The sequence below is a fragment of the Lysinibacillus sp. FSL M8-0337 genome, assembly GCF_038593855.1.
Lineage (GTDB): Bacteria > Bacillota > Bacilli > Bacillales_A > Planococcaceae > Lysinibacillus > Lysinibacillus sphaericus_D.
On sequence record NZ_CP151996.1, the window covers coordinates 1,265,334 to 1,290,376 of the forward strand.

The following is a 25,043-nucleotide window of genomic DNA, read 5'->3' on the forward strand; positions in this document are numbered from 1 at the left end:
ATGTAAAAGGTGAGCTTAAATGATTAAAAAATACTTTTTAGCTTTTTTATTTAGTGGGATGTTCAAATGAAGAAGTAAATATCGTCAAAAAACATGAAATTATAGAAATTGGGATTGTAGGGGAAATACCTTCGTTAATTAAAGAAAACAATATAAAATTTAAAAAAATAATATTACAAGATTTACATAAACAAAATGAAGATTCTTTTGATGCTATTATGATTACGAAAGATTATTTACAAGAAGCTTCCGACGAACAGTATACTCAATTTTATTTAGATGCCTCTATACCGATTGTATTTGTTCAGTCAGACAAAGCTATTTCAGCTTTTATTATTCCTAACCACACGTACGAAAATACGTTTAAAAATCACGCTCAAGATTATTTTATCGGTTATTATAAAGGTACTACTTTTGGCGTTGCTTTGAATGGAAATACAAATGAGGATTTAATAAAAGGTTATTGGAGTTTATTTGATTTATTAGCTAGATTAAAACAAACAAATAATTAAAAAGAAACCGCAAGCTCTGAACTGCACCCCAATTGTTAGACACATCTAACAATTGGAGGTGCAGTTTTTATATGGCTAAATTTAGTGGAGAAGAAAAGTTAAATGCTGTTTTAAGATATTTAAATGGAAATGAAAGTGCGAGATCAATTGCCAAAGAAATAGGCGTTTTACACCCTAATCTTTTAACTTGGGTGAAACATTATAAACAACGTGGTGTTGATGCTTTTGTAAAACAATATACAAATTACTCTGCACAGTTTAAACTAGACGTACTAAATTTTATGATTGAACACGGTACATCCTTAACTGAAACAGCTGCTATTTTTCATATAGTGGCTCCTTCAACCCTATGTGTTTGGAGAAAACAATTTGAAACAAAAGGATTCGATGCCCTTCAGTCAAGGAAAAAGGGGCGTCCATCCATGAAAAAAGAAACGAACAAACAACCAAAACAAGTACTAGTAGAGGGCTCACCGGAAGCACTTCGAGCAGAAATCGACCGACTACGTATGGAAAACGATTATTTAAAAAAGTTGAATGCCTTAGTTCAAGCCAAGGAAAAATCACCAAAGAAGACAAAGTAAAGGTCATCTATGAACTAAGGTACAAATACCCGGTGAAGGCTCTCGTGGCATTCGCAAAGATTCCACGTAGCACGTACTACGATTTAGTGAAGAAGATGAATCGACCAGATTCAGATGCCGAGTTAAAGGCCGAAATTCAAGCAATTTATAACGAACATGAGGGTCGTTACGGCTACCGTCGCATTCGTGATGAGCTCGCGAATCGTGGGCAAAAGGTGAATCATAAGAAAGTACAACGCATGATGAAAGAGCTTGGTTTAAAGTGCATAGTAAGAATGAAAAAGTATAAATCTTATAAAGGGACAGTTGGCAAAATTGCGGATAATATTTTAAATCGTAACTTTAAAGCCGATGCCCCAAACGAGAAATGGGTAACGGATATTACTGAGTTTAAATTATTTGGCGAAAAGCTTTATTTATCGCCTGTTTTAGACTTGTTTAACGGAGAAATTATCACCTATACAATTGGCTCTAGACCTACCTATTCATTGGTCTCAGAGATGTTGGAGAAGGCTTTAGCACGCTTGCCAGAAGAACATAAACTACTCATGCATTCCGATCAAGGCTGGCATTATCAAATGAAGCAATATCGCCACGCTCTAAAAGCAAAAGGTGTTGTGCAAAGTATGTCACGTAAAGGGAATTGTCATGATAACTCCGTAATGGAGAATTTCTTTGGCATAATGAAGTCCGAATTCCTTTATTTAAAGGAATTCGAAAGTGTGGAGCAGTTTAAAATAGAATTAGAACAATATATGAACTATTACAACACAAAACGTATCAAGGCAAAATTAAAACTGAGTCCGGTGCAATACCGAACTCAGTTTATCCAAGCTGCCTAAATGAAATAACCGTGTCTAACTTTTAGGGGTCACTTCACTCTTATTGAGCGCTGCGGTATTTTTTGATCATTTCGATGTTACGAATCGCCACTAAACCTCGGCGAACCGCCACAAAAGCAGAAGGAATCGCCACTAAAAACCAGCAAACCGCCATTAAAACAGTCTAAATCGCCACAAACCTGGCGACTTTAATAAAAATTACTTTGCTAAACCATTTTGGAATGCGTAGACGACAGCTTGTGTTCGATCTTGAACGTCTAGTTTGGCTAAAATATTGCTGACGTGGGTTTTCACTGTTTTTAAGGCGATATATAAGTCATCCGCAATTTCTTGGTTTGCCTTGCCTTTTGCCATTAACAAAAGAACTTCCATTTCACGTTCAGTTAATTGCTCATAAAGAGGTGTATTTGTTCCATAGCGCATACGGTGCATCATTTTAGATGTGACTTCTGGCTCCAAAACGGTTTCTCCGCCCATTGTTTTACGAATGGCATCGGCAATTTGCTTGGCATTGGATGTTTTTAATATATAGCTAATCGCACCAGCCTCTAAAGCGGGATACACTTTATCGTCATCTAAAAAGCTTGTGACCATCATAATTTTCGCCTCTGGCCAAGCTTCAAGTATTTTGACGGTTGCTTCAGCTCCAGTCATCACAGGCATGACATTGTCCATTAAAATAATATCAGGACGAAGGGCGAGCGCGCGTTCAACAGCTTCGACGCCATTTTCAGCTTCCCCCACAACGGTAATATCAGGCTGTGCTGACAAGTAGGCAGATACGCCAATTCGTACCATCTCGTGGTCATCCACTATTAATACTTGAATCAACTTCAACAACCTCCTTCTGTAGTGGAACTTTTACCTCCACTATTGTACCTTCACCAGGTACCGAAACAATTTTATACCTACAACCAATTTCCACGGCCCGCTCAGCGATATTTTGTAAACCGTAGGAAGTCGATTTATCCGCCTCTACGTCAAAGCCAAGACCATTATCTTGAATGCGTAAAATAGCAAGGTTATCTCGGGCAACAAGAAGTAGTTCAACCTCTGTTGCTTTAGAATGGCGCAATGTATTGGACAATGCTTCTTGAGCAATGCGGAATAGGTGATCTTCCTCTGCTTTTGTTAAAGCTATTTCTTCTAGTTCATATTCTATATGAAAATATACTTTTTGTTGTAGTTCAATAATTAATTCCTCTAAGCCTTGGGCGAGGGTTTTATTGTGCAATGCAACAGGGCGTAAATGCAATAATAATGCGCGCATTTCTAGCTGAGCCTGCTGTACAATTTTTTCTACTTGCTTTAAACTTTTGGCATTTTCATCGCTTTCCGTTAAGGCGGAAAGTAACATTGAAGCGGCAAATAATTGTTGTGAAACCGAGTCATGGAGCTCGCGTGCAAGTCGTTGACGTTCGGCAATAATGCGCTCTTGAATTACTTTATCATTGGCTTCTGCACGTTCATTGGAAAGGCGCTGTAAGCTTTTTCGTTGTGTATCAATTAACTCGCTCGTTTGGACAAGTGCTTTTTTCAGTGGTTTCGGTAGTGCATGTTTTTTAGGCAACACGAAATCAGGCTCGATTAATTCTTTTACAAAGCGAGTTGCTTGCGCCTCACGCGCACGTGCGGTCATACTAATCCAGCTTGCAATAAAGAAACTAAGCGCAAAGAGACTGATTAAAAAGACGCCACCTAGTGGAATATTATCATAATCTTGTTGCCACAAAGGTTCCCAAACTTTCTCATTTGGTTCACCCCAAATCGCAAAAAGGAGGCCGAATGCCGCGCCAATCAATATGAAGAATATAGTGAAAGCTCTAGAAAGAAAGGCAATCATTTACGTAGCACCTCCAAATCTCCTAGCCATGTAGCGACATGAATGACGAGGGTACGTTTTGCATCCTCAGGGTTGCCATCTGAGAACACGATACTTTCATTCAAAAGCCGCTGTGGATGTCTTTGCAAACATGTAAAGTCTCCAAATAGCGTTGTGTAGTGTAAGCGAAAAGGAACTTCATAAGGAACATAAATCTGTACTTTACCAATGCCTTGTCTAATCGTTACGAGACTTGGACCAGCAGGTAAAATTGTTTGGGTTGTATCAATTGTAATGTCACCAGCGAGTCGTTGAATTTGTACATCTTGCCATTTGTAAGCATCTTCAGGCGCAGGTATTGTACCGAATAGTTCATTTTCAGTTGCCGGCAACTTATCAAATTCCAATGTGACGATTTTCGGTTCGTTTTCTCGTTGTAAGTATTGATAGAGCATGTATAAGAGCAGTATGACGATAAATAATCGCAAACTCCACATCGTAAAGAGAGCAATCGCAATAAAGAAAATTCCTGTCCATTTTAAAAATCGCTTGTTTTTTGAAAAGCTTAAATAGAGCAGGACAGCACCGATTAACAAACAAAAAGCACCGCCATTATTGAAAATGGTTAGCTCTACAAATACGAGTAAAAAGAAGCATAGTACCCAAAATGTGAGTTTATTTGTTGTGAAGTTTTGCAATAGGGTCACCCTTCTTTCTACTATGTAATATTTTACAACAAGAAATAATGCGCCGCTTTTAGTGGCGCATTTCTTTCTATTATAACATGTTATTTCTTTTCAATGAGTAGTGGTGAAACAGCTTCAGTTGAATTTTTTTCAAGCGCTGCTAGGCGTGCTTCGAAAGTTGTTACCTCATGATCTTTGTCGATACGATGGGCAAGTTTATCGATATAGGATTCTAAATCTTCGAAATTCGTTTTATTGTTGTTTGCAATCATGCCATCCATTTGATGGTGCGCACGTGTAACATTTTCTTTGCCCATTAGCTGTAATTGACGAACTTTCATATCTTTAATTTTGTGTTTCATTGTTTCAAATTTGCGTTCAAGTTCAAAGTATTCACGCGTGTTCACCTCGATACTTGTCTGTAATGCATGGTTACGAGCAGTATAGGCTGCTACTTCGTCAGAAGCAAAATCAATTAAATCTTGCTCGCCACTCGCAAGTGCTAATTGAAGTTGTGCTTCACGTTTTGCTAGTAAATCGGCATTTTGTTTAAGCTCCAGTTCCATTTTTTCTTTTAGTTTGCCCTGACGCTCTAATAATGTACCTGTTTGCTCTGTTTGTTTTTCAGCCTCACGAATGTATTGATTTAACAAAGCAATAGGATTTTTTTCTTCCTTTTTATCAAATAATTGATGTAAGTCTGCTTCAATTGTGTATCTAAAACGTTGTAATAAGTTCATTTTTAGTTCGCTCCTTTTATTTTGTTAAGTTTGACCATTCTTTTTCAAAGTTTGTAAACGGATCTTCTTCTTTCGCTTCAATTGTTGGGATGTTCACTTCTTCGCCATTCCATTTTTTATAAATCACATAAATAATGGCGATTGCTGCAAGACCAATCATTGCTGGGATATTAGAGATAGCCGATAGTACACCGATTAAACCAACTGTAAACCAAATAATTTTTGCAAATGTCGATTTACTACCAATGTAGAAGTGCATGCCTAGTGCAACGAATGCAACTGAAAATACTAGACCAGTAATTGGTCCAATTAAGGCAAGTGCGACACATGCTGCAATAATACCTCCAGTTAGTAAAAGAAATTTTTTCATATGTTTTAGCTCCTTTCGTTTGTACCTTTATGTTACCTGCTTACAAGAACATCTAAAACGGACTGGAAATGGATTTTCCTCTAGGTCTTGAGGCGGAGCAGTTATTTTTTAAGCTGAAAGTAGAAGGTTTTCGACAAAAATAGAAGATGGTTGCCTCCTTCGTTTGACAAATTAACTAGAGACAATCCGCTATACTTACGTTAAAGAAACTGAGCGAAGGGGGATTTCTGGTGAGAACCTATTCCATATATAAAATAAAAGAAGAGCATTTAACGTTTATTTTCGGCAGAGAGCGTAAGTTGTTAGAGATGATGCAAGGCTGTGAAGATGCCAATGAGAAATCCTTAAAAGAACTCGCGTATATATGTGAAACTGTTCGCTTCGATGACATTGCCATCATGTTAGAAGCACAGCTAGATTCCAAATATGCACATTTAGAAAGAGCGCGTAATGCTTTATTTTTAGAACATCCGATAAAAGGAAAAATGGCGATTTATCTAGTAGATCGTAAAATTTGTGTCTATTGCGAAGGCTCACGTATGCTTGATTTGGACTTATTTCAAATGCTAGCAAAGATGAGTGAGCGTTTTATTGCCTTTAATAAACAAGATAATGAGTGTGGTTGGCTAAAGCCGATGAAGTATACAATGCACTAGGATTTTTCACTATAATATATAGTAACACGCTAGTATTTGGTGTATAATGGAGCGTGGAGAGTTTTTTTCTCGGTATATTGTAGTGGAGGAGGTTGGTTGTATGCCTACATGGGGCTGGATTATTATTGTAATTATCGCATTAGCAGCTGGTGCAGCACTTGGTTTCTACTTTGCACGTCAAGCTATGATGAAATATTTAAAAGAGAACCCACCAATTAACGAACAAATGATTCGAATGATGATGGCACAAATGGGTCGTACGCCGTCTGAAAAGCAAGTACGCCAAATGATGACGCAAATGAACAAATTCCAAAAATAATTGGAGTTTTTAAGGAGCAACTGGTTTAGGTAACCGGTTGCTTTTTTCGTTGACGTTTCTCGAAGAAGTGCATAAAAAAGGTGCTCAGATGAAGGAAGAGAATGGATTCATCTAAGCACGATTCTTCGGTGGTCTTGACAATATTTCCTATATGGAATGTACATCCATTAAATCGATTTCCGTGCCGAGAAATGTTTGAAAGGATAGTAATGATTGTTTCAATAACGTAGTGGGGATATCTTTCATAATAAAAACAATATGTGAAATCTGCATATTTTCTGGCCATTCACTTAAATGAATAGGTGGATGAATGATATGTTGAACACCATTTAAGATGATGGGTCCTGTTTCACCGACATCTAGCATTCCTTTCACTCGAAGAATGTTTTCTCCTCTTGCATAAAGCAATAAGCTAAGCCATACCCCGAAACTATTCCAATTTAAAGGTTGCAAAAAAGCAAAAGAAATCGATTGAATTTGCGATGTATGATTGCAAGGTGGTAGCTGATAGTTGCTAGGTAGCCGACTGTTACAAAATTTACTGTCCACATATAAAATGGATGGCTCCACGTTGCCATTTTCCACTTGAATGATTGTACAGGTTGGGTTAATCCTTTTTATTTCAGCACGAATAAAATCAAGTTCTTCCTTTGTTACTAAATCGATTTTCGTTAGTGCGACGGTATCAGCTACTGAGATTTGCTTAACGGTTGCTTCATGATGGCGCATTTGCATGGCACCGTTTTTCGCATCGACGGTCGTGATGATACCATCTACTGAAAAGTGATGTTGTAAAATGGGATTCGTTATGATGGTAAATAATATAGGAGCGGGGTCAGCTAAACCTGTTGTTTCAATAATAATCCGATCAAACTCAATTTCACCTTGTTCATAACGAAATAAGTAGTTTTCTAATTCTTCCACTAAATCTTCACGTGCTTGACAACAAATACAGCCACCTTGTAGTAAGCCCGTTTGTTCTTCTGCCTGGCTTAGCAAATAATGATCTAAGCCGATTTTGCCAAACTCATTAACGATAACAGCGATATTTTCCTTAAGCTGATGATGCGTTAATAAGTTTTGTAACAATGTCGTTTTACCGCTACCTAAGCTCCCAGTAATGATTGTCACTGCTTTTTTTGTTGTGCTCATGTATCTTCACTCAATTCGATTTTGTCCATAAGGTTAGCGCTCAGTGGATCAATGGCAAAGCCAAGTAATTTTTCGACTTCCACCCATAAAGTACCTAAATCATGCACGATGGACGAATTGCCTTTTAAATCGTTAAGAATAAATTTACTGCCATTCCAATCCGTTAGCTTTAACTGATAGAAAACTAAAATTTTATTGATGAAATGAACGCGCTCTATTCTTGATTGCTGTCGAACACGCTGTAAGTCACCAACGATAATTTCCGATGAAGCATCATTTTTAAAGTCCGTCCAATGTACGTTCGAAATAAAATCACCACAAAAAATACACATAAACGGACCCCTTATATGCGCGGATGACGTTTTGCGAAATCGTCCGCAATGTCATTAAATGTAACCCACCGTATATGTTCATGGGTATTAATATAGGTGATTATGCGATCATGCATTTGTAATACTTGCGGACGTCCACTGACATCTGGATGGATTGTCATCGTAAAGACAGCATAATCCATATTTTCGTAAACCCAATCGAATTGATCTTTCCACATTTGTTCAATATCACGCGGATTAACAAAGCCATGACTGTTTGGCGATTTTTTAATAAACATCATTGGCGGTAAATCATCCAAATACCAATTGCCAGGGATTTCAATTAAATCGGTTTCTTCGCCTCTTTCTAACGGTTTCATCCACTCTTCCGCTTGTTTACTATAATCAATTTTTGTCCATTTATCCCCGACCCGTACATAATACGGTGTAAAGTCATTATGCATTAAACTGTGATCGTATTTAATGCCGTGCTTAAGTAATAATTCATTTGTTACATCTGAAAACTCCCACCAAGGTGCCACATAGCCAGTCGGTTTTTTCCCTGTTAATTCTTCAATAAGTTGTATGGACTTGACTAATACTTCTTCCTCTTGTTTCAGTGTCATGGCAATAGGATTTTCATGGGAGTAGCCATGTGCGCCAATTTCATGACCTCGTTCAAAAACATCTTTCATTTCCTTTGGGAACGTTTCAATTGAATGCCCAGGAATAAACCAAGATGTTTTAATGTTATGTTTATCGAATAAATCTAACAGTCTTGGCGTACCGACTTCCCCTGCAAATAAACCACGTGAAATATCATCAGGGGAATCTTCGCCTCCATAAGACCCTAACCAACCTGCTACAGCATCAACGTCAACACCATATGCAACTAAAATCTCTTTTTGCATCTCGCATCCATCCCTTTATGATTTTTACCATTAGTCTAACGAAAAATAGAAAGCTTGTAATATATTTTTAAAAATATTTAGAAAATATGCATAATTGCATATCACTTATGTTATAATGCTGAAAAAATAAAAGAATGGAGAGGTACTATGCTTGGAAATATAAAAATTTCTGCCGAAATAATCGAAAAATTGCCATTGGCATCCATTATTTACGATGAAAATTTTTCTATTAAAATGCTAAATACCAAAGCACAAAAAGCCATTCAACGTAATCGTGAAATTATCAATCACAGGAAATTACTCCCGATATTAAAAGAAACATTAAGGACCGAGATTCCTTTAATGAAACAGCTTATTTGCGCTGACCAAACATATCAATTTTTCTTTTCTAGAATGATGGAGAAAGGAAATTATTACATATTAGTTTCCATCAATTCAACATGGCCGTATCAGCAAGAGTATGAGCGTTATAAAGAGGAAAGCGAGGATTTAAAAGCGATTTTTGAGTCTACTTACGATGTGCTTTATGTATCTGACCACAAAGGGAAGACATTAAGAGTGAGTGCTCCTTGTAAACAAATATGGGGTGTAAGTGAAGAACAACTGATAGGTAAAAATGTTTTAGAGCTGGAAAGAGAGGGGGTATATCAACCTTCGATTACAAGATTAGTATTAGAAAGCAACAAGAAAATATCGACAATTCAACGAACGAAAAATAACAGACGGCTTTTAGTTGTCGGAACGCCTATTAAAAATAAACAAGGCGAAATTATGCGGGTAGTCAATGCTTCTAGAGACATTACAAATATTAAAAATTTACAACAAGAAATCCAACGTTTGACAAGTATACTTCATGACTATCAACATGAACTGTGCCAAGAGGATAGCCAATCAACAAGTCCGCTTATCTATCAAAGTAAGCAGCTAGAAATGGCAGTAGCACTTGCCAAACGGGTGGCAGCAGTAGAGTCGACCGTCTTAATTTTAGGAGAGACTGGTGTTGGCAAAGAGGTTTTTGCCAATTTTATTCATGAAATGAGCGAGCGTAAAAACAAGCCATTTATTAAAATCAATTGCAGTGCTATTCCTGATAACTTACTTGAATCCGAATTATTTGGTTATGAAAAGGGTGCATTTACTGGTGCAAATAGAGAAGGGAAAATCGGTTTATTCGAACTTGCTCATAATGGAACATTGTTGTTAGATGAAATCGGCGATATGCCTCTATCTTTGCAAATAAAATTACTTCGCGTCATTCAAGAAAAAGCGTTACAGCGTATTGGTAGCGCTAAAATAATCCGTATCAATGTTCGATTTATAGCAGCAACCCATCGAAATCTTGCTGAAGAAGTTAAAAAAGGAACATTTAGAGAGGATTTATATTATCGATTAAATGTCGTGCCAATCCATTTACCTCCTTTACGTGAAAGAAAAGAAGATATACTGCCGTTAGCGACTTATTTTTTAACGAATCTAAATAATAAATATCATACATCCAAAACATTGCATTCAACTTTTAACGAAAAATTAACAAAGTATGAGTGGCCAGGCAATATAAGAGAATTACAAAATGTAATCGAACGTTGTTATGTTATGAGTGACTCAAATAATATGACAAGTGAAACGCTAGCATTAGCACTAAACGAAAATAATAGTAAATCTGTGCAAGTCAAAGACATTATGCCATTAAAAAAGTGTGTAGAATTTGCGGAAAAGGAATTATTGCAACTGGCATTTGACACATGTAAATCGACTGTGGAAATGGCAAAATTATTAGAAGTGAATCAGTCAACAATTAGTAGAAAAATGGCTAAATTCAATATTCGATAAAGCCATGGATAAATAATGTATATAATGAATGAAGTGAGTGGTTTAAAACAGTATAGAGAAAATACAAATGAAAGAGGAACACATGATGAAGGCGAATGCAGATGTTTTAATCGTAATAGATTTACAAAATGGTGTATGTTTCAGCGGAGAGCATTTATTTGATTTACAAAATTTACTCACTAAAGTAAATAATCGAATTGCACTATATCGGGAACACCAAAAACCAATTATTTTTGTTCAACATTGTGATGAAGAACTGGTACCAGAAGAGGAAGTTTGGGCAATTCATGCTCATCTAAATGTACAAGAACAAGATTATTTGGTCAGAAAAGAACATGCAAATTCTTTTTACAAAACGAACTTACAAACGATTTTAGAGCAATTAGCAGTGCAACGCATAGAATTTTGCGGCGCTCAAACAGAATATTGTATGGATGCAACGATTAAATTTGCCCATGGTTTAGGATATGAAAACTTGATGGTTCGTCATGCTACTTCTACGTTAAATAATCCATTTATGACAGCAAGAGAGACAATTGATTTTTATGAGAATATTTGGAACAACAGATTTTTGAGATTTATAGAAGATGAGTTTTGATTTAAACATATATAAGGCTATGGCGAAAGTGTTAGATTGACTGAATCAATCTAACACTTTTTTTGCGTGCAATTGCAGGCTCTATGACATCATTTTCAACTCAAGAAATGGTCTTCCAGCGATTCAAAAGTTTCTAGCAGCGCTAGTTCCATGTGTAATCCCTCTATATCCAAACGTTTAAAATTGCATCGGTGCTATGCTCAAACGCATAACTTTATAACAAAATCTTCATTGTTTTCTTATAAAATTTGCGATATTCGCGCGTTATCACAATATTTTTGAAAATGAATAAAAGGTTGGCACGATTTTTGCTTAGTAAACATGTATGAAGGAAAAGGAGGGGGATTGTATGTAGTAGATGTTAGCAGTGATTGATTTTATAAAAAAATGGGGAGTGATTATGTTGAAACATGTAGTGGCAGCTATACAAATGAATTGTGAACTAGGCAATAAAGAAGGCAATTTACTAAAAGCACAAACATTAATTAAACAAGCACTTGAACAACAAGCAACACTTATTGTATTACCTGAATTATTTAATACAGGTTATCGCGTAGAAGACCAAGATTGGCAATATGCTGAGACTATACCAGGAGAAACAACCAGTTATTTACAACGTATAGCGACTCAACACGATATCACAATTATCGGCTGTATTTTAGAACGAGGTGAAATTGAAGGTATGATTTTTGATACCGCTTTTGTCATAGCGAAAAATGGCATATTGGGGAAATACCGAAAAACACATCTTTGGGATCAAGAAAATCTTAGATTTACTAGAGGAGATACATTGTCAGTTATCCAAAAAGGTGATTTGAAAATGGGATTACAAATTTGCTATGAAATCGGATTTCCAGAAGGCGCAAGATTATTAACATTACAGGGTGCCAATCTGCTTATCTACCCTTCGGCATTTAGCGAAAAGCGTTATTATGTGTGGGACACTGCGAGTAAAGCAAGAGCTATTGAAAATGGCTGTTTTGTAATTGCCGCCAATCGTTCAGGAATTGAAAAACAGTCAACGAATTTTGGTGGGAAAAGTAGAATTATTGATCCACAAGGCAATGTCCTTATCGAAGCTACAAAAGAAGATGAATGCATTGTAGCAACTATAGATATACAACAAGTCATTCAACAACGAAGAGAAGTCCCTTACTTACGAGATTTAAATAAAGTACTATTTTATCCAAGTTTATAATTACTTTCATTACTCAGGGGGGTTTTATGAAACGCAACACACTCATTACAAAGGATATCGTTCCAACTTTGAGAAGGGAACGCATTATAACCGGATTAGGGTTTTTTAATATTTGGGTTGGGATGGCGGTCATTATTGCAACATTCCAAATTGGTGCCAATGGTATTGAATCCATGACACTATGGCAATTAGCGGGCGCTATTTTTGTTGCGAATGTATTAATCGCGATTGTTGCTAGTTTAACCGGTGATATTGGGATAGAACATGGTTTATCGTTTGCGGCTTATTTAAGAGCACCTTTTGGCACAGTAGGTGTACATATACCGGCGTTAATAAGGGGGATAGTTGCTTGTATTTGGTTTGGTATTCAAACGTATCTTGGGGCCACAGCCATCAACTATATCGTAGCAGATTTAACGGGTTTTGAATCATGGTTTGTCTGGTATGTTGTATTTGCAGCTGTGCAAATCGTGAATACGGCCATTGGTATTAAAGCAATCGATCGATTTGCCGTTATTGCCGCGCCTTCCATTATTTTAATTTCAATTTGGATTTTTGTGAAAATTACTAGCATTGCTACTGAAGAAGGGTTAAATATTTTTACGTATGAAGGCAGTTCAGCGGAAACGACATGGTTGCTCATTATGGCGGCAAATATGGGCTTTTGGTCTTTACTTGCCGTAGATATTCCGAATATTACTCGTTACGTAAAAACACCAGTCAATGAGCGCAATTGGTTCCGGCGCAATAAAAATAATTATATCCCTCACCTGTTAGCGTTACCAACAGTCCAAACGTTTATCGGTATTATTGGTGCCGTTAGTTTTTTAGCTACTGGCAACTGGAATCCGATTGAAGTTGTGCAACAAATAGCAACTGGTTGGGTGATGGTGATGATTTTATTGCTCGTTATATTGGCGCAATGGTCGACTAATACAGCGTCTAATTTAATCCCTGCCTCGTTAACGTTTGTTAATGCCGGGGCTAGCATTAACTTGTCTTATACGTGGGGTGTTATTTTGGCAGGTGTAGTAGGCACATTGTTTCAACCGTGGATTATTTTAGAGCAGTTATTCCGTTTTTTAGGATACTCTGGCGCCATTATGTCGGCTGTAGCAGGTGTTATTATTTGTGATTACTACATCCTTCGCAAGCGCCGTTTACATGTCAAAGATTTGTATCGACAGGATGGGCAATTCACATTCAATGGGGGTGTAAACTTGGCAGGTATGATTGCCTGGCTCATTAGTAGTGTACTCGCGATTGTGTTTATTGATTATATGTATTTCGTCGGATTCCCTCTATCGGCAATTATTTACTATGTCCTAATGAAACAGTGGTATTTAAAGAAATTCCCGCAAAAAGAAATAGAGTCTAATTACGCAGATGAGTACCTAGGCACATCTGTGAATCGTGAGTGGAAAATTTCTGTATAGAACTGTCTAAAAGAGAGCGAGTAATAGATTTAAAAGATTGAGAGACAGTAAAAATGCCCTCTATTTTTATGTTGGAGTGCGTTATTTTAGCCATCAAAAAACACTAATTGATAAAAAATTCAGTAAATTAAATTAATTGTATTTACAAAAAACGCAACTTTTTTTTATTATAAATAAAAAATGCAAAAGCTAAGAAGAGGTGAGGTAATTGATGAAAAAGATTTCAATTTTATTTATCGTTATGTTGTTAACTTTATTATCAAATGCAAGCTTTACTTTAGCCAAAGCGGAAATTTCAAAGGAAGTAGAAGATTTGGGAATAGAAGAGTTTCCCACTGTTCAAGAAATTGATAAAGCGAATGAAGCTCTTGATGAATTAGTAGTTCAAGCAAATGAAAAATTGGCAAATGGTATAGAAAGTTTTTATCTTAGAAAAAGTGTTGAGAATGGTTTTATAGAACTGACTTTTACTAGTTATGAAGTTACTCCTTTTTTGACCAATCCTTATAATGCTGCAAATACTAAATTTTTAGCATCTACAACTGCTGCTGCTAGTGCTGTCAAAAAGAAAGTTTATAGCGCATATGTAAAGAATACTATAGGTTGGAATTTTCAGCATGTTTTAGCAGGGGAGTTTACATATAGTAATGGAAAAATAATGGGTGCTACAAAAGATGCAAGGCTAACAGGGCTGGTGTATTCAGAATCTCATAATACTTGGATTGATGTACTAGATCCAAGTGTCTGGTATGTTCATAGTCATGGCAATTTTAAAGCGTTTAAATATTTAGTAGAATATAATACTTATCTTTCTGTTCAACTATTAGGGAGCGGGAATTATAGAATAACAAGAGCTGAAATATCAGCCTAAACAATAACACTTATGCATTGCAAATTTACTTGTAAAGGATGGTGCCAACGATGAATTATTTATTTCAATTTATTGTTGTGTTGCTATTTGTTTTGTTCTTTCATTATATCAATCAATTGCTTTTGATGAAAAAGTACGAGTTTAAAATACAGTGGAAGTCTATGTTGATACTAGTCTCACTTAGCGTTGTTATCACCATCCTTTTAAATATAGGTGATAATGGTGATATTCAGGAAATCGATTTCCCCATTTAGAAACGAAAGAACTATGGGGATGTTCTATTAGCATTTGATTTAGAAATATTTTTGTATTTCAAGTCATATTAAATAGTAATAAAAAAGGAGGGATTTTGTTTTAGTTAAATTATATATTACTATAATAATTAAGCGATTGTTGTAGCTCATCGGTATATTTGATGATTTTATAGAAAAATAGTTTTTATTAAAATACTAAAAATGTTATATAAGGAGGAATTTTTATGATAACTTTTATAACTTGTATAGTGATTTTAATTGTAGGTTATTTTACTTATGGGAAATTTGTTGAAAGGGTATTTATTCCTAAAGATGAGCGCCCTACACCAGCTTATGTAAATGCAGACGGTGTAGACTATGTACCAATGTCTACACCTAAAAATTCATTAATTCAGCTCCTAAATATTGCGGGTACTGGGCCTGTGTTTGGTCCTATTGTAGGTGCTTTATATGGCCCTGTTGCATTTGTATGGATTGTAGTTGGCTGTATATTTGCCGGGGCTGTTCATGATTATTTGACAGGCATGATCTCTATTCGTAATAAAGGAGCCCATTTACCTGAGCTTGCAGCGAAGTTTTTAGGAAAAGCAATGAAACATGTAGTAAATATTTTTGCACTTTTATTGCTCCTGCTAGTTGGTACTGTGTTTGTTACATCACCTGCAATGCTAATAAATAATTTAATGGATGGCAAAGTTGCGATAAGTATGATTGTAGCGTTAATTTTTATCTATTATATTTTAGCAACTTTACTTCCAGTTGATAAAATTATCGGTCGATTCTATCCTTATCTAGGAGCGCTACTTGTGATTTCAGCAATTGGAATTGGTATTAGTATGATCGTAAAAGGTTCACCAATTCCAGAGCTAACATTTGAGAATATGCATCCTGCTAAATTACCGATATTTCCATTAATATTCTTTACAATTACATGTGGGGCATTATCAGGTTTCCATGCAACACAAACGCCAATCATTTCTCGTACAACTAAAAGAGAAAAAGAAGGACGTAAAATTTTCTATGGGATGATGATTACTGAAGGCATTATTGCGATGATTTGGGCGGCTGCTGCAATGAGCCTATTTGGAGGATATGGTGGTTTAAATGAGATGATGGCAGCAGGTGGGCCGGCTGCTGTAGTAAGCGAGGCATCTATTCTGATGCTCGGTTCAATTGGTGGAACTTTAGCAGTTTTAGGAGTAATCGTGCTACCTATTACATCAGGTGATACAGCGTTTCGTGCAGCTCGTATGATTATCGCTGATTATTTCAAATTTGCTCAAGCAAAATTAGTTAGTCGTTTATGGGTTGCAATCCCATTATTCGTCATGTCATATGTGTTAACGAAAATAGACTTTAATATTTTATGGCGTTATTTCTCATGGGCAAACGGTGTAACAGCAGTAATTGCCTTATGGGTAGCGGCAATGTATTTATTTTTGGACCGTAAAAACCATTGGATTGCAACAATCCCAGCTTCATTTATGACAAGTATGGTATTCAGCTATATTATTTATGAACCAACTATGGGATTCGGACAGGATGTTGCATTTTCGAATGCAGCTGGGATTATAGCCGGATTTATCATGACAGCCATATTCTTTGGGACAGCTTTGAAAAAACGTGGCACAAACTTCTTGTTAGATGAAGATGTGACAAGCTATCAACATGTTAAGTAGTATTAATTACGATATGATTTTAGTAAAGTGAAGTTAGAAAAAAGGGCATTTCAAATATCTTCATAAGTGCTGTACAAACCAAAGTAACTGATAATAAAAATATTACTTAAACATTAGCGAGAACCGTGAACCGTGAACATGTAAAGGATGATGACAACAATGAATTTTTTCTTACAGTTTGTTGTTGTGTTGCTGTTTGTTTCGTTCTTTCACTTTATTAATCAAATGTTATTACTCAAAAAGAATGATTTTAAATTACAATGGAAGCCAGTGTTAATACTAATCTCAATGAGTGTTGTGATTACATTGCTTTTAAACATACCGAGCCGTGTTCAAGAATTTGAATTTCCATTGTAGAAGCCGCAACACACCAGCAAAAATATTTTTCAGAGGGAAGACAAAACGAAATGGGCGTTTTGTCTTCTTTTTTAGTATATTAGCACCCAAATTATCATTCTATTTCAAAAATTTACACATTTCATAGAAAACTAGGTATAATAGTTAGTATTGTCAGAAAAGGAGCTGTTAGCAATGGAACGCGAAAAAACAAATGTCGAGAGTTTTGATTTAGATCATACGAAAGTGAAAGCCCCTTATGTTCGTTTAGCGGGTGTAAAAGTAGGGAAAAATGGCGATGAAGTTTATAAGTACGACATTCGCTTAAAACAGCCTAACAAAGAGCATATGGAAATGCCAGCACTCCATTCTTTGGAGCATTTATCGGCAGATATTATCCGCAATTATTCAGATCACATCGTTGACTTTAGTCCAATGGGTTGTCAAACAGGGTTTTATGTATCGTTGATTAATCATAATGATTATGATGAATTGCTGACGATTTTAGAAAAAACTTTTACAGATGTAACGAAAGCAACGGCTGTTCCAGCATGCAACGAAGTGCAATGTGGCTGGGCGGCAAGTCATAGTCTTGAAGGTGCACAGGCGCTGGCAAAAGAATTTTTAGCGAAGCGAGACGAATGGCATATTGTTTTTGCAGAATAATAAAAAACCTTGCAAGTTGTCAAAGCTTGCAAGGTTTTTTCACTTATCGAAAGTGAAAAGGAATCACATTGGATGATGAAGCATCATGATTGATTTTTTCATAAATAAAACTTTCTAAAAAGTCATGTATGAGATCTTCATATTCAGCCATATTTTCATTAAAGGATTGAGCATGCGCCCCTTTTTCAAAAAGCTTCAATTTCTTAGGTCCATTTTTTTTATTGTATAAATCGAGTGACATTGAAGCAGGTATAAATGTATCAGGAATACTGTGAATAAAGAGAATCGGTTTTTCAATATGGGTCACAGCTTCAGAGGGCGTTACACTCTTAAATGAATAACCGTCGCGTAACCGGATAAAGAAATCTGCGAAACGAATCGGGATAATGGAGCCATATTTAAATTCGGTCTTCGCGATTTGCTTAAGCAGCATTGAGAAATCCGAAAAGGCACAATCTGCAATATAAAAATCAGCGCCATCTTCAACCGTTCCTGCGTACAACAGCATGGTTGCAGCACCCATTGACTCCCCATGGATGCCGAGCAAGGCATTTTCACCAATCATCGCTTTCACCGTTTTTACAACAGCATCTAAATCATTTTTTTCATAATAGCCATAGCTAGTCGTTTTGCCACCGGAATCGCCATGTCTTCGATGGTCAAAAATAACAGAATTATATCCTAACCGTTCAAAAAGACGAGCATATTTGACCGAGTTAATTTTATTTTCTGTAACACCGTGACAAATAATCATTGTATTGTTTGTTTGTAATGGTTGAAACATAATGCCGTGAATGGAATAACCATTGGGAGAGTCAATATTTAATTCACATTTAAAATTTTTATTGTACCAAGCTTCGTCAAACCGTTTGGCAGTTGTCTCACGTTCACGAATAAATTCAGGATCTTTTTTTTGAATGTACATTAATTTATTGGAAAGCGCAAAGCCGAACAGCCCCGTTGCTGCTGCAGCAAGCGTCGTTGTAATACCTGAAAATAAAAGCATTTTCTTTTTCATCTTCTACACCTCCACACCCTATTTCTTTTCATGTCTAGGCATTGTACTTAATGATTGTAAGCCAATGCACATTTCTTATTTGTAATGTTCCCAACTACGTTTGTTTAAAACACGACAACATTTTACAACAACTTTTGAAAAACTGCGATTATTTCTGTTATCGAAAATCGTCTAAACATTTGTTAAAATATACATATCTGCTAGTAGCATATGCATGCAGTGTTGATTTTTGAACGGGGAAAAGGGGAGAATGGTTATGACAAATGAGGTAGTGATTGTTAGTGCCGTGCGTACGGCACTCGGTTCATTCCAAGGAACATTAAAAGATGTACCAGCAACAACTCTTGGAAGTATCGTTATTAAAGAAGCATTAGCACGTGCTGGTGTAGCAGGTGAGCAAGTCGATGAAGTCATTATGGGGAATGTTTTATCGGCAGGTCTTGGACAAAATCCTGCTCGACAAGCATCGATTGCTGCGGGATTACCGAACACAGTGCCCGCTTTAACAATTAATAAAGTATGTGGCTCAGGTTTAAAAGCAGTGCATTTAGCAACACAAGCAATTGTTGCTGGCGATGCAGATATCATCGTGGCAGGCGGATTCGAAAATATGAGCCAAGCGCCTTATGTATTAAAAAATGCACGTGAAGGCTTCCGCATGGGCGATCAAAAAGTTGTAGATACGATGATTCATGATGGTTTATGGTGTGCATTTAATGACTATCATATGGGGATTACTGCCGAAAATTTATGTGATGCGTATGAAATTTCTCGTGAGGAGCAAGATGCTTTTGCCGCGCGTTCACAGCAGCGTGCAGAAGCGGCGATTGCAGCGGGGAAATTTAATAATGAAATTGTGGCTGTGGAAATACCACAACGTAAAGGCGATTCGATTATTTTTAATCAAGATGAATTTCCACGTGCAGGGGTTACGGCGGAATCATTAGCAAAGCTGCGTCCAGCATTTAAAAAGGACGGCTCTGTAACTGCAGCGAACGCTTCAGGCATTAACGATGGAGCAGCAGCGGTGGTTGTTATGTCAAAAGCGAAGGCTGTCGAGTTAGGTATTCAGCCAATGGCACTTATTTCAGCTAATGCGAGCGCAGGTGTAGATCCATCCATTATGGGAACTGGGCCAGTCACAGCGGTGAAGAAAGCATTAGCGAAGGCGGATGTTTCGTTAGAAGATATAGATTTAATTGAAGCAAATGAAGCATTTGCAGCACAATCGATTGCTGTCGATCGCGAACTAGGCTTTAATCATGATAAACTAAATGTAAATGGGGGAGCAATTGCCCTTGGTCATCCAATTGGAGCAAGTGGGGCACGAATTTTAGTGACACTGTTACATGAGATGGAAAAACGTGATGCAAAAACGGGCCTTGCTACATTATGCATCGGTGGGGGACAAGGCGTAGCAACAGTTGTTCAACGCCCTTAAAGTTAGTAAGAAGGTGAAAGTATGGGAAAAAAACGAAAACAACAGCAACGTGTTGACGATGGTATTTCTGCTAGTTTACCAAAGCAGGAGGCTGTTACATTAGCAGATCAGCTTGCTGGCGATGTGTTAGCAAAGTTAAAAGCTGCGAAACAAGATTTGTCAGCGAAAGAGCAAGCAGTAGAGGAAGAGCGTCAAGCACAGTTAGCTTTTGAGCGCAAGCAACGTGAGAAAAACAAAACGTTCGAAGAATTATTGAACGAATACGGTGACAAAGGCTCGAAATTTTAAGTTTGATAGAAATAGTGAATCTCTAGGAATGAGATTCACTGTTTTTTCGTTGATGTTGATATAGAATAATTTGAATCGCCACTATCTACGTGAGAATCGCCACAAAAAAACTGTAAATCGCCACAAATCCCGTGAGAATCACCACAATAATGCTCTAAATCGCCACTATCCCTTAGGAAATCGTTGATAGAAACAAATTTTATTTTCTAAGCGACCGTAGTTTCTTTACGACTACGGCGATACTAATCAATACAATAGCGCCTGCTGTATCTACTAGGACATCTTGCCCGCTCATGGTACGTCCAGGTGTAAAGCTTTGACGAAATTCATCTAGCATGGCAATGACAGCCGTAATGGCAATGGCTACGCTTGCGGCGAATCGCCGTTTCCCCCATGCAAAATATATCCCCAGTGCAATGCAGCCAAATCCTACAAAATGCGTGAATTTTCGAATTAAAAATTCTACAAATTTAAAGTAGCCTCTCTCTTCTATAGAAACGACTGTATCCCAATAGGGAATTTTTAAAAGGGACAGTTGATTTTCAAAAGGCTTATGCGCTAATAGTTCCTCTAGTTCAGGAATAATCGACTGTTGTTCATAAGTCATGCTAGAGGAAATTGCGAGAATAATTAAAAATAAAAGTAAAACGAACCATCTTTTCATCGGTGATCAACGTATTGGTCTGCTTTAGTCAGAGCGTTCGCTTTATCAAAATTAGAGATTGCATTTATTTTTTCATAGGCAGTTAGTGTTTGGGCGAGTTGCTCCTTCGAACTAGCACCAATCACTGTAGAAGCTATAGTTGGTTCCTTCAAATTAAAGGCTAGCCCTAATGCATGTAAATCTTCATAGTGTTTGGCTAAGTCTGTTAATGTTGTTGTTAATTCATCTATAGTGTATGTTTGATAACCATTGACCCGTTGCAAACGTTCTTTCCAGTTATTTGTTAATAATCCTTTTGCGACGGTGCCGCGTGTTACGACCGAAGCATCTTCACTAGCTATAAAATCTAGCCATTCTTCTGGGCGACGATCTAACGCACTATATTGCATCATGACACTTTTTGCCGAGCTTGCAGGTAAAAAACGTTTCAGTACATTTGGTCGAATCGAGGATATACCATATTCTCGAATGACACCGTCTTTTTTTAAGTCGTCAAACGTGTCGATAATGCCGTCCCAGTCATCGTCTATTGTGCCACCATGTAGTTGATAGACATCAATGTAATCTGTACCGAGTCTTTTTAGGCTTTTATACACAGCCTCTTTAATATAGGTAGGGGAGGCATCCCACTGCCAGCCGTCCACACCTTCTGTCCAACGATTCCCTACTTTCGTTGCGATAATCAGGTCTTGTCGACGTTTACCCAAAACTGTACTGATAATTTCTTCATTGGCACCTAAATCATATAAATCAGCTGTATCAATGTAGTTAATGCCCGCATCTAGCGCCATATCAAGTATGGCTGTTGCCTTTTGTTTATCTGTCGAAAGAGACATACCTCCTAAACCAATCTCTGAAATAAATAAATGACTTGTGCCGAGTTGTCTTTTTTTCATGCGAATGCCCTCCTTCGATTTCTCTACTTGTAATGGTACAATGAACATATCTGAAGAACAAGCGAGGTTATGGGCAATGAAAAAGTTTGAAGAAATAACGACGCAGACGACACCTATCTATAAAGGTAAAATCGTACACTTACAGGTTGATGATGTCACATTACCAAATGGGAAGTCTGCTAAGCGTGAAATTATTAAACACCCAGGAGCGGTAGCAATCATTGCCATTACCAACGAAGGCAAGCTCGTAATGGTGGAGCAATATCGTAAAGCGCTGGAACGTTCCATTGTAGAAATTCCGGCAGGTAAACTTGAAAGCGGTGAGGAGCCGATTCATACAGCACGTCGTGAATTGGAAGAAGAGACAGGCTATGGAGCACATCAATTCAAGTATTTACAAGCTTTTGCCACTTCACCAGGTTTTGCGGATGAAATCATACATCTATTTGTGGCGACAGATTTATATCACATTGAACATAGTGCAGAACTAGACGAAGATGAATTTGTCGAATTACTAGAAGTTTCGTTGGAAGAGGCACAAGCAATGGTTGCTGACGGGCGCATATATGATGCGAAAACAGCGTTTGCTGTGCTGTGGTTGGCATTGCAACAAGAAAAATAAAGTTTAGCATAATAGAAGCGGACGAGCATAAGCTGTACAAACCTTGATAGAAAAGGAGCATGCTTATGTCTCGTACGGTTTCTATATTTTATCACGCATCAATTGTTGCAGTGAGCTTCGTTTGTGGCGTCATCTGCTTTCATATTATTGGAGGGGCGAATGCAGAGCCTTTTATTTTGTTTATAGAACCTCGTTTAGCAGATGTGGACAGGCAATCTATTGTTCGTTTAGTGTTACCTGTAGTCGCTTCAGTCGGTATTGTACTGTTACTTGCAACGCATAGTGTTTTAAAAGTTTTAGTACGTGTTACAGTGGCAATACGCGCAACGTTTTTTGGCTTTAGCTCTGTATTTTTACTACAAAAACTTGAAGCATTTTGGCTATATACGATTTGGTGGTTTCCATTTCAGCTTATCTATTGTATATTGTTGCTAGTCCTATGTAATTTACTAGTACCTGCTTGGTCGAAGCGAAAAATCGGGAAAAAGACGAATGGACGGACAATTTTGTTGAATTTTATCGCTTTTTTCATCATAATAGTTGCTGAGTTTATCGTTATATCGTATGTACTCAAATAATGCATAAAATACGTTCAAATGAAGCAACAGCTAAAAACATTAAAAGCTTATTTGAAATCTATTCACTATCTTGTAATAGGATTTACTCCTTTGGTATAATGAAATAAGTTTAGGGGGGCGTCACATGGAAAGCCGAATTGATCGTATAAAAAAACAGTTGCATAGTGCTAGTTATAAGCTGACGCCGCAGCGAGAAGCAACAGTTGCTGTTTTGCTAGAGCATGAAGAGGACCACTTAAGTGCAGAGGATGTCTATCTTTTAGTAAAAGATAAGGCACCAGAAATAGGTCTGGCTACTGTTTATAGAACGTTAGAATTACTAACAGAGCTTAAAATCGTCGACAAAATCAACTTTGGAGATGGCGTATCACGCTACGATTTACGCCAAGAAGGAGCTGCGCATTTCCATCACCATCTCGTTTGTATCGAGTGCGGTGCGGTAGATGAAATTCAAGAAGATTTACTTGAAGATGTGGAAGCCGTTGTTGAGAAACGTTGGAACTTTATTATAAAAGATCACCGACTAACTTTCCACGGTATTTGCTGGCGTTGTCATGATAAAAACGACGAAACGAATGAAGAACAATAACGAGAAACTGTCTGATGAAATCTTGCGTATAGATTGCATCAGGCAGTTTTTTGTTTTTTTATGCTTAATGGGATGCTCTATTATTCTAGTAAAGGGAGGATAAGCCTGTAAGCAAATTACCTTTAAGCTAAAGTGTAGCCTTTTCGCACTTTTTTTATAGGCGTGCTAAAATAGAGAATAATTGACAGTGAGGGGGCGTTGTGATGAATGAATTTCAATATGCAATAGAGGATTATATCCATTTTATCCAGGTAGAGCGGCAATTATCCGTTAATACATTAGCATCCTATCGCCGAGACTTAGAAAACTATGTCCATTTTTTGCAAGAAGCTGAGGGAATGGCTGATTTTCGCAATATTGAACGTACAACGATTTTGCGCCATTTAGAGCAACTGCGCATGCAAGGAAAGACGAGCCGTACTGTTGCACGCCATATCTCATCCATACGTAGTTTCCACCAATTTTTACTTCGAGAAAAGCGCACAGAAACTGATCCTACGGTGCATTTAGAAATGCCAACGATTGAACAAAAACTACCAAATATTCTATCGATTGAAGAAATCGAAGCATTGCTAGCAGTACCGAATCGCAGCAAGCCACAAGGTGTTCGAGATGTAGCAATGCTAGAGCTTTTATATGGCTCTGGCATGCGTATAAGTGAGCTGATTGCACTCGATTTGGCTGATATCCATTTAACGATGGGCTTTGTACGTGTATTTGGAAAGGGAGGCAAGGAGCGTATTATTCCGCTTGGTAAAAGTGCCCTTTCTGCATTGGGTGTTTATTTAGATGGTGCACGAGGTACATTACAAGGGAAATACCCAAAAACCGATGCCTTTTTTATTAATCAACGAGGGAAACGTTTAACAAGGCAAGGTTGTTGGAAATTAATGAAGGAGCACGCATTAAAGGCGGGCATCCAACATGAACTGACACCACATACGTTACGTCATTCCTTCGCTACTCATTTAGTGGAAAATGGAGCTGATTTACGTGCAGTGCAGGAGATGCTAGGGCATGCAGATATTTCCACAACTCAAATTTATACGCATATTAGTAAAACGAGACTTTCAGAAGTTTACAAGCAGTACCATCCGCGTGCCTAATAAAAAACAAGTGACAGATAGTGCTTTTTTCTTGTTTAAGGAAAATATATTACTTAGTCGGATGTCTG

28 protein-coding genes are annotated in these 25,043 nt (G+C 37.3%); 17 read left to right on the forward strand and 11 right to left on the reverse strand.

Annotation, left to right across the window (positions count from 1 at the left end; translation table 11 throughout):
* Positions 1–53: 53 nt before the first annotated feature.
* The gene (locus MKY08_RS05690) at positions 54–512 is read left to right on the forward strand and encodes a hypothetical protein (RefSeq protein WP_081327884.1); all 459 of its coding nucleotides are present in this window, start codon (positions 54–56) and stop codon (positions 510–512) included.
* Between the two features lie 71 nt (positions 513–583).
* Positions 584–1,938, forward strand: a protein-coding gene (locus MKY08_RS05695) for an IS3 family transposase (RefSeq protein WP_141705601.1) whose coding sequence is annotated in 2 segments (ribosomal slippage) — positions 584–1,037 and positions 1,037–1,938 — 1,356 coding nt in all. Because the reading frame shifts where the segments join, the coding sequence is not laid out codon by codon here.
* 198 nt (positions 1,939–2,136) lie between these two features.
* On the opposite strand, the gene MKY08_RS05700 is transcribed toward MKY08_RS05695, so the two are convergent.
* From MKY08_RS05700 to MKY08_RS05720, 5 genes are all read right to left on the reverse strand, one after another.
* Positions 2,137–2,769: a response regulator transcription factor gene (locus MKY08_RS05700; RefSeq protein ID WP_024361524.1), complete on the reverse strand. Its 633-nt coding sequence runs from the start codon at positions 2,767–2,769 to the stop codon at positions 2,137–2,139.
* Positions 2,744–3,781, reverse strand: a complete 1,038-nt coding sequence (locus MKY08_RS05705) for a sensor histidine kinase (protein WP_069510954.1) — start codon at positions 3,779–3,781, stop codon at positions 2,744–2,746. Before MKY08_RS05705 ends, MKY08_RS05700 begins: the two co-directional genes overlap by 26 nt.
* Positions 3,778–4,458, reverse strand: coding sequence for a cell wall-active antibiotics response protein LiaF (gene liaF / locus MKY08_RS05710; RefSeq protein ID WP_069510952.1), 681 nt, complete (start codon positions 4,456–4,458; stop codon positions 3,778–3,780). The genes MKY08_RS05705 and liaF overlap by 4 nt, the downstream gene beginning before the upstream one ends.
* A gap of 89 nt (positions 4,459–4,547) precedes the next feature.
* The gene (locus MKY08_RS05715; RefSeq protein ID WP_069510950.1) at positions 4,548–5,186 is read right to left on the reverse strand and encodes a PspA/IM30 family protein; all 639 of its coding nucleotides are present in this window, start codon (positions 5,184–5,186) and stop codon (positions 4,548–4,550) included.
* A 16-nt stretch (positions 5,187–5,202) separates the two neighbouring features.
* Entirely contained in the window at positions 5,203–5,556 is a 354-nt protein-coding gene (locus tag MKY08_RS05720; protein ID WP_069510948.1) for an ABC transporter permease, read from the reverse strand.
* A 230-nt stretch (positions 5,557–5,786) separates the two neighbouring features.
* Here MKY08_RS05720 and sirA point away from each other — a divergent pair, with 230 nt between their 5' ends.
* Entirely contained in the window at positions 5,787–6,212 is a 426-nt protein-coding gene (gene sirA / locus MKY08_RS05725; RefSeq protein ID WP_024361519.1) for a sporulation inhibitor of replication protein SirA, read from the forward strand.
* Between the two features lie 100 nt (positions 6,213–6,312).
* A complete protein-coding gene (locus MKY08_RS05730) occupies positions 6,313–6,531 on the forward strand; it encodes a YneF family protein (RefSeq protein WP_024361518.1) in 219 nt (72 codons plus the stop codon).
* 147 nt (positions 6,532–6,678) lie between these two features.
* Here MKY08_RS05730 and MKY08_RS05735 read toward each other — a convergent pair whose 3' ends face one another.
* The 3 genes from MKY08_RS05735 to MKY08_RS05745 are packed head-to-tail and all read right to left on the reverse strand — an operon-like array spanning position 6,679 to position 8,905.
* Positions 6,679–7,683, reverse strand: coding sequence for a GTP-binding protein (locus tag MKY08_RS05735; protein WP_069510946.1), 1,005 nt, complete (start codon positions 7,681–7,683; stop codon positions 6,679–6,681).
* Entirely contained in the window at positions 7,680–8,015 is a 336-nt protein-coding gene (locus MKY08_RS05740; RefSeq protein ID WP_069510945.1) for a hypothetical protein, read from the reverse strand. The genes MKY08_RS05735 and MKY08_RS05740 overlap by 4 nt, the downstream gene beginning before the upstream one ends.
* 11 nt (positions 8,016–8,026) lie before the next feature.
* Positions 8,027–8,905: a polysaccharide deacetylase gene (locus tag MKY08_RS05745; RefSeq protein ID WP_069510944.1), complete on the reverse strand. Its 879-nt coding sequence runs from the start codon at positions 8,903–8,905 to the stop codon at positions 8,027–8,029.
* 147 nt (positions 8,906–9,052) lie between these two features.
* Between MKY08_RS05745 and MKY08_RS05750 the strand changes: the two genes are divergently transcribed.
* From MKY08_RS05750 to MKY08_RS05780, 7 genes are all read left to right on the forward strand, one after another.
* The gene (locus tag MKY08_RS05750) at positions 9,053–10,735 is read left to right on the forward strand and encodes a sigma 54-interacting transcriptional regulator (RefSeq protein ID WP_069510943.1); all 1,683 of its coding nucleotides are present in this window, start codon (positions 9,053–9,055) and stop codon (positions 10,733–10,735) included.
* Between the two features lie 85 nt (positions 10,736–10,820).
* Positions 10,821–11,333, forward strand: coding sequence for a cysteine hydrolase family protein (locus MKY08_RS05755; protein WP_069510942.1), 513 nt, complete (start codon positions 10,821–10,823; stop codon positions 11,331–11,333).
* A 400-nt stretch (positions 11,334–11,733) separates the two neighbouring features.
* Positions 11,734–12,531 (forward strand): carbon-nitrogen hydrolase family protein, encoded by a 798-nt coding sequence (locus MKY08_RS05760; protein ID WP_069510956.1) that lies wholly within the window; start codon positions 11,734–11,736, stop codon positions 12,529–12,531.
* Between the two features lie 26 nt (positions 12,532–12,557).
* Positions 12,558–13,967: an NCS1 family transporter gene (locus MKY08_RS05765; RefSeq protein WP_069510941.1), complete on the forward strand. Its 1,410-nt coding sequence runs from the start codon at positions 12,558–12,560 to the stop codon at positions 13,965–13,967.
* A gap of 211 nt (positions 13,968–14,178) precedes the next feature.
* Complete coding sequence (locus MKY08_RS05770; protein WP_069510940.1) at positions 14,179–14,838, forward strand: hypothetical protein; 660 nt, start codon at positions 14,179–14,181, stop codon at positions 14,836–14,838.
* Between the two features lie 478 nt (positions 14,839–15,316).
* Complete coding sequence (locus MKY08_RS05775) at positions 15,317–16,771, forward strand: carbon starvation CstA family protein (protein WP_069510938.1); 1,455 nt, start codon at positions 15,317–15,319, stop codon at positions 16,769–16,771.
* Between the two features lie 531 nt (positions 16,772–17,302).
* Positions 17,303–17,773: an S-ribosylhomocysteine lyase gene (locus MKY08_RS05780; protein ID WP_024361515.1), complete on the forward strand. Its 471-nt coding sequence runs from the start codon at positions 17,303–17,305 to the stop codon at positions 17,771–17,773.
* A gap of 43 nt (positions 17,774–17,816) precedes the next feature.
* On the opposite strand, the gene MKY08_RS05785 is transcribed toward MKY08_RS05780, so the two are convergent.
* The gene (locus tag MKY08_RS05785) at positions 17,817–18,791 is read right to left on the reverse strand and encodes an alpha/beta hydrolase (RefSeq protein WP_069510936.1); all 975 of its coding nucleotides are present in this window, start codon (positions 18,789–18,791) and stop codon (positions 17,817–17,819) included.
* A 256-nt stretch (positions 18,792–19,047) separates the two neighbouring features.
* Here MKY08_RS05785 and MKY08_RS05790 point away from each other — a divergent pair, with 256 nt between their 5' ends.
* Positions 19,048–20,232, forward strand: coding sequence for an acetyl-CoA C-acetyltransferase (locus MKY08_RS05790; RefSeq protein WP_069510935.1), 1,185 nt, complete (start codon positions 19,048–19,050; stop codon positions 20,230–20,232).
* A gap of 21 nt (positions 20,233–20,253) precedes the next feature.
* Entirely contained in the window at positions 20,254–20,520 is a 267-nt protein-coding gene (locus MKY08_RS05795) for a YqkE family protein (RefSeq protein ID WP_069510934.1), read from the forward strand.
* Between the two features lie 199 nt (positions 20,521–20,719).
* On the opposite strand, the gene MKY08_RS05800 is transcribed toward MKY08_RS05795, so the two are convergent.
* Both MKY08_RS05800 and MKY08_RS05805 read right to left on the reverse strand, forming a co-directional pair.
* On the reverse strand, positions 20,720–21,184 hold the full coding sequence (locus tag MKY08_RS05800) for a VanZ family protein (RefSeq protein ID WP_069510932.1): 465 nt from the start codon (positions 21,182–21,184) through the stop codon (positions 20,720–20,722).
* A complete protein-coding gene (locus MKY08_RS05805) occupies positions 21,181–22,080 on the reverse strand; it encodes an aldo/keto reductase (RefSeq protein ID WP_069510930.1) in 900 nt (299 codons plus the stop codon). Before MKY08_RS05805 ends, MKY08_RS05800 begins: the two co-directional genes overlap by 4 nt.
* Before the next feature lie 76 nt (positions 22,081–22,156).
* Here MKY08_RS05805 and MKY08_RS05810 point away from each other — a divergent pair, with 76 nt between their 5' ends.
* From MKY08_RS05810 to xerD, 4 genes are all read left to right on the forward strand, one after another.
* Positions 22,157–22,702, forward strand: coding sequence for an NUDIX hydrolase (locus tag MKY08_RS05810; protein WP_069510928.1), 546 nt, complete (start codon positions 22,157–22,159; stop codon positions 22,700–22,702).
* Positions 22,703–22,767: 65 nt separating this feature from the next.
* The gene (locus MKY08_RS05815) at positions 22,768–23,280 is read left to right on the forward strand and encodes a hypothetical protein (RefSeq protein WP_069510926.1); all 513 of its coding nucleotides are present in this window, start codon (positions 22,768–22,770) and stop codon (positions 23,278–23,280) included.
* Positions 23,281–23,404: 124 nt separating this feature from the next.
* Positions 23,405–23,869 (forward strand): Fur family transcriptional regulator, encoded by a 465-nt coding sequence (locus MKY08_RS05820; protein WP_069510924.1) that lies wholly within the window; start codon positions 23,405–23,407, stop codon positions 23,867–23,869.
* A 203-nt stretch (positions 23,870–24,072) separates the two neighbouring features.
* Positions 24,073–24,975, forward strand: a complete 903-nt coding sequence (xerD, locus tag MKY08_RS05825) for a site-specific tyrosine recombinase XerD (RefSeq protein ID WP_069510922.1) — start codon at positions 24,073–24,075, stop codon at positions 24,973–24,975.
* The last annotated feature ends 68 nt before the right edge of the window (positions 24,976–25,043 follow it).